Annotated in this window: 9 protein-coding genes and 1 pseudogene; 4 read left to right on the forward strand and 6 right to left on the reverse strand. The window is 70.2% G+C overall.

The window, feature by feature from the left end; genetic code table 11:
• The coding region (locus AC2H6A_RS14860; RefSeq protein ID WP_484274382.1) for a CoA transferase at positions 1 to 1163 on the reverse strand (1163 nt) is incomplete at its 3' end.
• 172 nt (positions 1164 to 1335) lie between these two features.
• Here AC2H6A_RS14860 and AC2H6A_RS14865 point away from each other — a divergent pair.
• Positions 1336 to 2115, forward strand: a complete 780-nt coding sequence (locus AC2H6A_RS14865; protein ID WP_484274383.1) for an SDR family NAD(P)-dependent oxidoreductase — start codon at positions 1336 to 1338, stop codon at positions 2113 to 2115.
• A 30-nt stretch (positions 2116 to 2145) separates the two neighbouring features.
• A complete protein-coding gene (locus AC2H6A_RS14870; protein WP_484274384.1) occupies positions 2146 to 3108 on the forward strand; it encodes a phosphotriesterase family protein in 963 nt (320 codons plus the stop codon).
• A gap of 7 nt (positions 3109 to 3115) precedes the next feature.
• Here the strand turns inward: AC2H6A_RS14870 and AC2H6A_RS14875 are convergent, their stop codons facing one another.
• The gene (locus AC2H6A_RS14875) at positions 3116 to 3988 is read right to left on the reverse strand and encodes a MaoC family dehydratase (protein ID WP_484274385.1); all 873 of its coding nucleotides are present in this window, start codon (positions 3986 to 3988) and stop codon (positions 3116 to 3118) included.
• Positions 3989 to 4148: 160 nt separating this feature from the next.
• Between AC2H6A_RS14875 and AC2H6A_RS14880 the strand changes: the two genes are divergently transcribed.
• Complete coding sequence (locus tag AC2H6A_RS14880; protein WP_484274386.1) at positions 4149 to 5153, forward strand: C-terminal binding protein; 1005 nt, start codon at positions 4149 to 4151, stop codon at positions 5151 to 5153.
• A gap of 95 nt (positions 5154 to 5248) precedes the next feature.
• On the opposite strand, the gene aliA is transcribed toward AC2H6A_RS14880, so the two are convergent.
• From aliA to badH, 4 genes are all read right to left on the reverse strand, one after another.
• Entirely contained in the window at positions 5249 to 6898 is a 1650-nt protein-coding gene (gene aliA / locus AC2H6A_RS14885) for a cyclohexanecarboxylate-CoA ligase (protein WP_484274387.1), read from the reverse strand.
• Positions 6899 to 6985: 87 nt separating this feature from the next.
• Entirely contained in the window at positions 6986 to 8143 is a 1158-nt protein-coding gene (gene aliB / locus AC2H6A_RS14890; RefSeq protein ID WP_484274388.1) for a cyclohexanecarboxyl-CoA dehydrogenase, read from the reverse strand.
• 4 nt (positions 8144 to 8147) lie between these two features.
• Complete coding sequence (gene badI / locus AC2H6A_RS14895) at positions 8148 to 8930, reverse strand: 2-ketocyclohexanecarboxyl-CoA hydrolase (RefSeq protein WP_484274389.1); 783 nt, start codon at positions 8928 to 8930, stop codon at positions 8148 to 8150.
• Between the two features lie 35 nt (positions 8931 to 8965).
• Complete coding sequence (gene badH, locus AC2H6A_RS14900; protein WP_484274390.1) at positions 8966 to 9733, reverse strand: 2-hydroxycyclohexanecarboxyl-CoA dehydrogenase; 768 nt, start codon at positions 9731 to 9733, stop codon at positions 8966 to 8968.
• Positions 9734 to 9971: 238 nt separating this feature from the next.
• On the opposite strand from badH, the pseudogene AC2H6A_RS14905 reads away from it, so the two are divergent.
• Positions 9972 to 10192, forward strand: a pseudogene (locus AC2H6A_RS14905) (hypothetical protein); the annotation flags it as partial.

Genomic DNA, 10192 nt, shown 5'->3' on the forward strand with positions numbered 1-10192 from the left:
GTCGGCGCTGACACCGCCGGCGTACCCGCGCCCGCGCACCGCGCCATCACCGCCGCGGTGTGCTCGCCCACCTGCGGCGCAGGCCCGCCCACCCGGCCCGGCGAGCCGGTGAGATTGGCCAGCAGGCCAAGCTGCCAGCCCCCGCCCTCGAGCGGCACGGCATGGCCGTTGGCGGTGACATCCGGATCGGTCAGCGCCTGCTGGGTGGTCTGGTAGGGATGCGAGGCCACGCCGCCATCGGCGACGAAGATGCGCTGCCACTCGTCGGCGGTCTTCTCCTGAAGCCGGGCCAGCATCAGGCTGCGGAAGGCCTCGCGCTTGTCCTCGGGCCACAGCTCGGTGGGCCCGGTCTCGCCCAGCGCCTCGAAGGCGTCGCTCAGCCCGACCGCATCGACGAAATGGCGGAACAGATGCGGCAACAGGTTGCCCATCTGCAGCCAGCGGCCGTCGGCGGCGCGCAGCGGATGGTAGTTGAGCGTGGGCATCGCGGTGAGCGGATCGGGTGGCGCCGGCAGCGCCGCTTCGCCGCGCTCGCGCAGCCAGGCGTTGACCTGACCGAACAGCACATTGTTCATCTCGTAGGCCAGCAGGCCACGCGCGAGGGAGGTCTCCAGCACCTGGCCCACGCCATCGCGCTCGCGGGCATGCAGGGCCGCCAGCACGCCGGCCAGCAGCGACTGCGAGGCTGCGTGGGTGGCCACCTGCAGCGCGGCATACACCGGCCCGTCGCGCGAGGCCGCGCCGCGAAACTGCAGCATGCGGCCCACCCGCGCGGCCACCAGCGCCTCGCTGGCGGGGTAACCGGCATACGGGCCGCTGCGCCCGAAGGCGCTCACCCAGCCGATGATCAGCCGCGGATGGATCGCGGCCAGCGCGGCATCGCCGGCATGATCCTGCGGCTGCGCCGGGCCGCGCACCCAGACATCGGCATGGCGGGCCAGTGCCGCGCGGCCGGCAGCATCGCCCTCGGCGAGCACCACGCTGTGCTTGCCGCGCAGCCACAGCCGCGCGCCGGGCAGCGCCCGCGCCGGATCGCCGCCCGCAGGCTCGAGCTTGATCACCTCGGCGCCGAAGTCGGCCAGCACCATCGTGGCCAGACCGGCGAAGGGGCCCTGGCTCTCGTCGACCACCACGATCCCCTGCAGGGGCAGCTGCGCGCTCATTGAATGCTCCCAGACGGATGCCCCTGCGGGCCGGGCGACCACCACCCGGCCCGGATTAGCGCATGGCGGCGTGCCCGGCGCATCCGGAGGGGCCGGCAATTGAAAAACCGATTGGACAGCACCGTCGGCGGGATCGATGATCCGCCACACCCTCACCCCACTGGAGACCGCGATGATCCCAACCGCCCTGTTCGACCTGACCGGCAAGGTCGCCCTGCTCACCGGCGCCTCCAAGGGCATGGGCAAGGCCATGGCCGAAGCCCTGGCCGAGCACGGCGCCAAGGTCATGATCTCCAGCCGCAAGCTCGACCAGTGCCAGGCGGTGGCCGATGCCATCAACGCCAAGTGCGGCGAGCAGCGCGCCTGGGCCTTTGCCTGCAACGCCGGCTACAAGGAGCAGCTTCAGGCGCTGGTGGACGCCACCCACCAGCGCATCGGGCCGATCGACATCGTGGTCGGCAATGCGGGGGTCAATCCGTTCTACGGCGCGCAGACCGAGATCAGCGACGAGGCCTACGACAAGATCATGTCCACCAATGTGAAGTCCAACCTCTGGCTGGTGAAGATGGTGGCGCCCGACATGATCGCGCGCGGTGGCGGCTCGATCATGATCACCGCCTCGGTGGGCGCCTTCGGGCCCTCGGCCACCCTGGGCACCTATGCCATCTCCAAGATGGCGGTGATCTCGCTGGTGCGCAACCTCGCCGCCGAGCTCGGCCCGCAGGGCGTGCGCGTGAACGCGATCTGCCCGGGCCTGATCCGCACCGACTTCGCCCAGGCGCTGTGGGACAACCCCGCCGGCGAGAAGCGCGCCCGCGAGGCGATTCCGCTGCGCCGCCTCGGCGAGGCCGAAGACCTCAAGGGACTGGCGGTGTTCCTCGCCTCAGGGGCCAGCGGCTACATCACCGGCCAGGCGATCACGATCTGCGGCGGCAGCCACATGCGCGCCTGACCCGCCACGCCCACCCATCGGAGAGCACCCATGCCCCAGGCAGCCACCCTCAACAGCGTGCTCGGCCCGATCACGCCCGATCAGCTCGGCTTCACCCTGATGCACGAGCATGTGCTGGTGGCCGCCAGCGGCCTGTACCAGAGCTACCCTGACCTGCTCGGGGTGGGCCCCGAGGCGCGCGCCATCGCGTCGCTCAAGCGCGCCAAGGCCGCCGGCATCGACAGCATCCTCGACGCCACCACCTTCGACCTCGGCCGCCACGCCCCGCTGCTGCGCGCGGTGTCGAAGGCATCCGGGGTGAACATCATCAATGTGACCGGCTGGTGGCTGGATGTGCCGCGCTTCATGCGCGGCGTGGGCCCCAACCAGATGGCCCGCGAGTTCATCCGCGACATCACCGAGGGCTTCCGGGGCACCGACATCCGCGCCGGGCTGCTCAAGTGCGCCGCCGACATCGATGGCGTGACCCCGCCCCTGGAGACCATGGCGCGCGCGGTGGCCCGCGCGCACCGCGAGACCGGCATCCCGATCATGGTCCACTCGCATCCCGGCACGCAGCTCGCGCGCCGGCAGATCGAGATCTTCCGCGAGGAGGGTGTCGACCTCACCCGCGTGAAGATCGACCACTCCAACGACACCACCGACCTGGAGTACCTGCAGTGGATCCTCGACCAGGGCTGCTGGCTGGGCCTGGACCGCTACCCTGGCCGGCTGGTGAGCCCGCGCCAGCGCACCAACACGCTCAAGGCGCTCATTGACCTGGGTCATGTCGCGCGGCTGTGCCCCTCGCACGACTGCATCTGCATCCACCTGCACAACGAGCGGCCCGACGGCAGCATCCCGGAGCAGCACGACTACTACCGCGGCAACCCCGACCAGTACCTGTACATCCATCGCCAGGTGCTGCCGCAGCTGCGCGAGATGGGCGTGCGCGAGGCCGACATCACCACCCTGTTCGTGGACAACCCGCGCAACTTCCTGGCGGCGCGCTGAGCCCGCCTCAGGCGTGCTCGAACCAGGCGTTGGACACCACCGCCTGATCGCCCACCCGGGCCTCGAACACCACCCGCTGCGCGGACTCGCGCCAGGCGAGCACCCGCAGCGTGTCGCCGGGATACACCGGCGAGGAGAAGCGCACCTTCAGCCGCCGGAAGCGCGCCGGGTCGCCCTCGCAGAGCGCGGCCAGCAGCAGCTGCGCGCAGTGCCCGAAGGTGCACAGCCCGTGCAGGATGGGCATCTCGAAGCCGCCGAAGCGCGCGGCCGCCGGATCGATGTGCAGCGGGTTGTAGTCGCCCGAGAGCCGATACAGATGCGCCTGGTTGCGGGCGATGTGCGCCGCGGTCTCGAGATCGGGCGCGCGCTCGGGCACCGTCACCCGCCCGGCCGGGGCCTGGCCCAGGCCGATGAAGGGCTCGATGTCGCCGAGCGCCTGCACGCCACGCCGGAACGAGCCGTTGACCATGCGGATGCACACCCGCCCCTGGTCATCGGTGACCTCGCTTTCGGTCTCGACGAAGCCGCTGCCCTTGCCGCGGGGATGCACGCTGATGACCCGCGAGCGCACGCTCACCCGGCCCTCCAGCGGCAGCGGATGCAGCATCGTGATGTCGCGCTCGGCGTCGATGTTCAGCGGCCCGGGCGAGGGCGGAATGGCCGCGGGATCGATCGGCGCGCCAGCGCCGCCCCAGCGGATCGCGAAGGTGGGAAACACCGCGAAACCGGGATGCTTCTCGAAGGTGTAGCGCAGATCCTCGATGCCGATGCCCACCGCATAGAGCAGCACATCGCGCTGGGTGTAGTCGATGGCGACCGGGTTGCCCCAGGGGCCGGGCTGGCCGCCGGGAAGCACCGCTGCCGGGTTGTAGACCGCCATGGCGAGACTCCGTATGGGAAGGGGGAAGCGCTGATGGTAGGGGCGATGCCGTCGCAGCGCCCCTGCCGGCTTGCGCGGGCTGTTCCAGTTCCCCGGGGGCGGGATTGACCGGCGCCGCCCGCGGCAGGAGAGTCGGCCGCTTCTGCCGAAGGAACCCCCCATGACACAGACCATTCTCTGGCCCCGCGCCCATCCCGACGACCACCAGATCGAGCTGAGCGCCATCGGCGAGGGCTTCAACCCGGTGTTCTGCAGCAGCTTCGACGAGGTCACCGATGCCCAGTGGGCGAGCGCCGACGCGGTGGTCGGGCCGGCGGTGCCGCCGCAGCACATCCCCAAGCTCACCCGCTGCCGCATCTATGTGAAGCCGGCGGTGGGCTTCGACGATGTCGATCTCGCCCAGTTCAGCGCCATGGGCATCCCGGTGTGCAACACGCCCGACTACGGCACCCGCGAGGTGGCCGACCATGCCATGGCGCTGATGCTCACTCTCACCAAGAGCATCGCCTTCCACGACGAGAGCCTTCGCGCCGACCTCAAGGCCAACTGGCGTCCGGCGCTCAACCCCTTCGGCCGGCGCATGGCCGACTGCACCCTCGGCGTGGTGGGCGTGGGCCGCATCGGTACCGCGGCGGTGCTGCGGGCCAAGGCCTTCGACATGGATGTGGTGTTCTACGACCCCCACCAGCCCAGCGGCCATGAGCTGGCGCTCGGGGTGCGGCGCGCCGACTCGCTCGAGGAGCTGATGGCCCAGAGCGACATCGTGACCGTGCATGCGCCGCTCAACGAGGGCACCCGCAAGCTGATCGGCCGCCAGGCGCTGGCCGCCGCCAGGCGCGGCATGATCCTGGTGAACACCGCGCGCGGGCCGATCGTGGACATAGACGCCCTGCACGATGCGCTGAAGGACGGCACGGTGCTGGCCGCCGGCCTCGATGTGCTGCCGCAGGAGCCGCCCAGCGCCGAGAGCCCGCTGATCGGTGCATGGCTGCGCAACGAGCCGTGGATCCGTCACCGGCTGGTGGTCACCCCGCATTCGGCCTTCTACACGCCGGAGAGCTGGCGTGACATCCGCGGCTTCTCGTCGCGCACCGCGGCGCGCTATCTGCGCAGCGGCCGGCTCGAGAACTGCGTGAACGCGGCGCAGCTCGCGCAGCGCCGCTGAGCGCCGCGGGCGGGCACGGCGCTGGCGACGGGGTCGGACCGGGACAGGCAGGCAACCCGGCGACCCTGGCCCCAGCCGCCCCGGAGACCCTGCCCTCAGCCGCCCAGGCTGCCGTCGCGCAGCATCTCGCGCAGGCGGAACTTCTGGATCTTGCCCGAGGGCGTGGCGGGCATGGCGGGCAGCACCTCCAGGCGCTCGGGGATGTACTGCACCGCCACCTTCTGCGCCTTCAGGAAGGCCACCATGTCGGCAAAGCCGAGCTGCTGCCCGGGCTTGAGCACCGCCACCGCGCAGCCGCGCTCGCCCAGACGCTCGTCGGGATAGGCCACGATGGCCACCTGCGCGATCGCCGGGTGGCGGTAGAGCAGCGACTCGATCTCCACCACCGGGATGTTCTCGCCGCCGCGGATGATCACATCCTTGCTGCGGCCGCTGATGCGGATGTAGCCCTGCGCGTCCATGCGGGCCAGATCGCCGGTGTCGAACCAGCCCTCGGCATCGGTGTTGTTCCACTGCGGCCGGCGAAGGTAACCGCCGAAGTTGGAGCAGGCCCGCACCAGCAGCCGCCCGACCTCGCCCTCGGGCAGGCTGCGGCCCAGATCGTCGGTCACCTTCACCGAGACACCCGGCAGCGCGCAGCCATCGGTGGAGAACGCGCGCTCGTCGGCGTCATCCAGCCGGATCAGGGTGACCGCGCCGTTCTCGGTCATGCCCCAGGCCGAGACGATCTTGCTGCCGAGCACCGCGCGGGCCTGCTCGACCAGCGGGCCGGGAATGGGCGCGCCGGCGCACAGGAAGGTGCGCAGGCTGGGCACCGCGAGGCCGCTCTCCTGCACATGGCGGGTGAGGTCGGTGAGGAAGGGCGTGGAGGCCATGGTGAAGCTCGCGCCCTCGGCGCGGATGAGCTCGATGGCCCGGCGCGGCTCCCAGATGTCCTGCAGCACCGAGCTCGCACGCAGCATCACCGGCATCATCAGCCCGTACATGAAGCCGGTCTGGTGGGCCATGGGCGAGGCCATCAGCACCACATCCTCGGCGCCGAGGTTCATGCGCTCGGCATAGGGAATGATGTTGGCCATCAGGGTGTTGGCGCTGTGCATCACGCCCTTGGGCTCGCCGGTGGTACCCGAGGTGTAGATGAGCTGCGTGATGTCGTCGGGGCCGGGACGGGCCGCGGTCAGGATGGCGGCGGCATCGGGCGCCTGCTCCCAGGCCGGGCCGCCGAGCAGGGCCTCGAAGCTGTCGGGGCCCTCGCCGTCGACCACCACCAGCTGGCGCAGCGCGGGCAGCGAGGGCTGCAGCGCGCGGGCCATGGCTTCGTGGTCGAAGCCGCGGAACACGCGGGGCACCACCAGCACCCGGGCCTCGCCGTGGCGCAGCATGAACGAGAGCTCGCGCTCGCGGAAGATCGGCATCAGCGGGTTGATCACCGCGCCGATGCGCGAGCAGGCGAGATACATCAGGCTGAACTGCCACCAGTTGGGCAGCTGCATGGCGACCACATCATCGCGGCGCACGCCCAGGCGGTGCAGGCCCACCGCGATGCGGTCGGCAAGCTGGCCGACCTCGCGCCAGGTGAAGCGCCGGGTTTCCCCCGATTCGACCCGCAGCGCGGTCAGCGCGAGCTTGTCGGGGCAGTGGGCGAGGCAGGCATCGAGCGCCTGGTTGATGGTCTGGTCATGCCACCAGCCGCGCGCGATGCTCTCGGCGCGGCGCGGGGCCAGCAGGACGGCGTCGAATTCCATGGCTGTCTCCTCTCGGATGGAAGTCTGGGCGGGCTTGGCCTCGCCGGCGCGGTCATGCCGCCGGCGGGCTTCCTCTGGTGCCCGGGTTCAGGCCGGCACCGCCTTGCGCCCGGCTCGGGTGCGGGCGATGACGGTCTTCATGATCTGCGCGGTGCCGTCGCCAATCTGGAAGCCCAGCACATCGCGCAGGCGCTGCTCCATCAGGCCGCGGTCATAGCCGGCATGGCCGTGCATCAGCAGGCACTGGTGGATGGTGTCGTAGGCGAGCTTGGGCGCCCACCACTTGCACATCGCGGCCTCGGCGCTGTGCGGCGCGCCCCGGTCCTTGAGCCACAGCGCCTGCAGGCAAAGCAGGCGCGCGGCCTCGACCTGGGTGTCGAGATCGGCCAGGGTGTGCGAGACCCCCTGGAAGGCCGAGAGCGGCTTGCCGAAGGCCTCGCGCTGCGCGACCCAGGCCCAGGTTTCCTCGAGGGCCACCCGCGCCACCGCCAGCACCTGCAGGCCGATCAGCGCGCGCGAGAAGTCGAAGCCCTGCATCACCTGCACGAAGCCGGCGTTCTCGGCGCCCAGCCGGTGGCTGGCCGGCACCCGAACATCATCGAAGAACAGCGAGCCGCGACCGATCGCGCGCTGGCCATGGCAGTCGAATCGGCTGCGGGTAAGCCCCGGCGCGTCGCCCGGCACCAGCAGCGCGGTGACGCCGTGGGCCGCCGATTCCACCGATCCGGTGCGACCGAACACCACGATGGCGTCGGCCTGATCGGCTGCCGAGATGGAGGTCTTCTCGCCGTTGATCACATAGCTGTCGCCGACCCGGTCGATGCGCAGGCGCAGGTTGGCGGCATCGGACCCGCCGCGCGGCTCGGTGAGGGCGATGGCCAGCAGCGCCTCGCCCCGGGTGAGGCGCTGCAGCCAGGGCCCGGCCACTTCCGGCTGGCCATGATCGGCGAGGATCTGGCCGTTCAGCGACGCAAGCAGGTTGATGTAGGACAGGCTGAGGTCGGCGCGGGCGATCTCCTCGTGGATGACGCCGGCGGCAAGACAGCCCAGCCCCTGCCCGCCGAGCGCCTCGGGCAGTTCGGGCGCGATGAAGCCCATCTCGCCCATCTCGCGCATCAGCGCGCGGTCGAGCACCCGGGTGCGGTCGCGCTCCTGGAATCCGGGCGCGATGCGCTCGGTGGCAAAGCGCCGGGCGTGGCCGGCGAGCGCGGTGAGGTCGTCGTCGAGGTAGGGGTTGGGCGTCATGGCCTTACTTCGCGTACTTGCGGAACTCGGGCTTGCGCTTTTCCTTCAGCGCGGCCACGCCTTCCCGGGACTCTTCGGTGTCGTAGTAGAGCTTGAGCGCGTACATGCCCATGCCGGCGATGCCCGCCTGGTGGGCGGTGTCCATGTTGAAGCTGCGCTTGGCGATCGCGATGGCGGTGGGACTGCGCTCGCAGATGGTCTCGGCCCACTCCTGCACCGTGGCGTCAAGCTGCTCGGGCGGCACGCACACATTGGCCAGACCCATGGCCACGGCCTCGGCGCCGCTGTAGCGCTTGTTCATGTACCAGATCTCGCGGGCTTTCTTCTCGCCGACCACGCGGGCGAGGAAGGCCGTGCCGTAGCCGGGATCGACCGAGCCCATCTTCGGGCCCACCTGGCCGAAGATGGCCTTCTCGGAGCAGATGGTGAGATCGCAGATGGTGGCCAGCACATTGCCGCCGCCGATGGCAAAGCCCTGCACCCGGGCGATGACCGGCTTGGGCACATCGCGGATGGCGGTGTGCAGTTCTTCCATCGGCAGGCCGATGGTGCCGCGCCCGTCGTAGTTGCCGTCGTGCGCGGACTGGTCGCCGCCGGTGCAGAAGGCGCGGTCGCCAGCGCCGGCCAGCACGATGCAGCCCACATTGCGGTCATAGCCAGCCTTGTTGAAGGCGCGGATCAGCTCATCGCAGGTGGTGCCGCGGAACGCGTTCATCTTGTCCGGGCGGTTGATGATGATCCAGGCCACGCCGTTGCGGACCTCGTACAGGATGTCTTCGAATTGCATGGGATTTGCCGTTCAGTAGATGGATGGGCGGCTGGTCAGCCGTTCATGGTCAGGCCGCCCGACACGCTGAGCACCTGGCCGGTGACAAAGGCGGCATCGGTGCTGGCGAAGAACAGGATCGCGCCGGGCAGGTCATCGGGCTGGCCGATGCGGCCCAGCGGAATGGAACGGGTGAAGGCCTCGACGAGTTTCTCGGGGTTGGAGGCACCCTGCTTGAAGCCGTCGAAGAGCGCGGTGTCGGTCGGCCCGGGGCAGACCACATTGACGGTGATGCCGTGACGGGCGTGCTCGCGGGCCAGGGTCTTGGACAGGGCCACCAGCCCGCCCTTGCAGGCGGCGTAGACCGCTTCGCCGGAGGAGCCCACGCGCGCGGCGTCGGAGGCCACATTGACGATGCGGCCGCTGCGCCGGGCCACCATGCCGGGCAGCACGGCGTGATGCATGTGCAGCGCGCCCACCAGGTTGATGGCGATCAGCTTCTCCCACTGCGCGGGAACGGTCTTCACGAAGGGCAGGAAGACATCCCAGCCGGCGTTGTTCACCAGCACATCGATGGGACCGAGCGCCGACTCGGTGGCCGCCACGGCGGCATCGACCGTGGCGCGATCGGCGATGTCGCAGGCGAAGGCCTGGGCGGTGCCGCCCTGCGCGACGATGCCCTCGGCCACCGCCTGAGCGGCGGACAGATTGAGATCGAAGACCGCGACCTTCGCGCCCTCGGCCGCGAAGCGACGGCAGGTGGCCCCGCCGATGCCACCACCGCCCCCGGTGACGATGACTGTCTGGTTGGTGAATCGGCTCATGGATGACTCCTGAAAATGGGCGCCGACGCGACGCCGGATGATGGGCTGGCGGGCAGTGCTGTGCTGTGCTGTGCTGTGCGATTGCAGCGTGCCGCGCGCTGACCGGGCTGATCATGGCGGACCTGGGTCTTTATGTCAATATATTGACTCATATTGCCGTTGTCGGCATGCTCTGGACAGAAGACTGCCACGCGACCAGCGCTCCGCTGGCCAGCGATCCCCGTACGGAAATCGCCTCATGCCCGCCCTTCTCTCCTCTGAAAATCCGGCTGACAGCGCTGTTGCGGCATCACCCCGCGCCCGCCGGCAGCTCGCCGATGCACGCTTCGATCTCGCCAACCGCCTGTTCTTCAGGCTGTACCAATGCGCCAACTTGTTGCATAAAACCGGAACACGCGCCGTCGAAGCCGAGGGCCTCACCACGCAGCAGTGGGCGGTGCTCGGGGCGCTCTCGCGCGA

The organism is Quisquiliibacterium sp., from assembly GCF_982640115.1.

What these genes read in the sequence shown, in the direction of transcription:
- badH (WP_484274390.1), bottom strand. Translation starts at nt 9,733, where the DNA reads ATGAGCCGATTCACCAACCAGACAGTCATCGTCACCGGGGGCGGTGGT.
- AC2H6A_RS14865 (WP_484274383.1), top strand. Translation starts at nt 1,336, where the DNA reads ATGATCCCAACCGCCCTGTTCGACCTGACCGGCAAGGTCGCCCTGCTC.
- AC2H6A_RS14870 (WP_484274384.1), top strand. Translation starts at nt 2,146, where the DNA reads ATGCCCCAGGCAGCCACCCTCAACAGCGTGCTCGGCCCGATCACGCCC.
- aliB (WP_484274388.1), bottom strand. Translation starts at nt 8,143, where the DNA reads ATGACGCCCAACCCCTACCTCGACGACGACCTCACCGCGCTCGCCGGC.
- badI (WP_484274389.1), bottom strand. Translation starts at nt 8,930, where the DNA reads ATGCAATTCGAAGACATCCTGTACGAGGTCCGCAACGGCGTGGCCTGG.
- AC2H6A_RS14875 (WP_484274385.1), bottom strand. Translation starts at nt 3,988, where the DNA reads ATGGCGGTCTACAACCCGGCAGCGGTGCTTCCCGGCGGCCAGCCCGGC.
- aliA (WP_484274387.1), bottom strand. Translation starts at nt 6,898, where the DNA reads ATGGAATTCGACGCCGTCCTGCTGGCCCCGCGCCGCGCCGAGAGCATC.
- AC2H6A_RS14880 (WP_484274386.1), top strand. Translation starts at nt 4,149, where the DNA reads ATGACACAGACCATTCTCTGGCCCCGCGCCCATCCCGACGACCACCAG.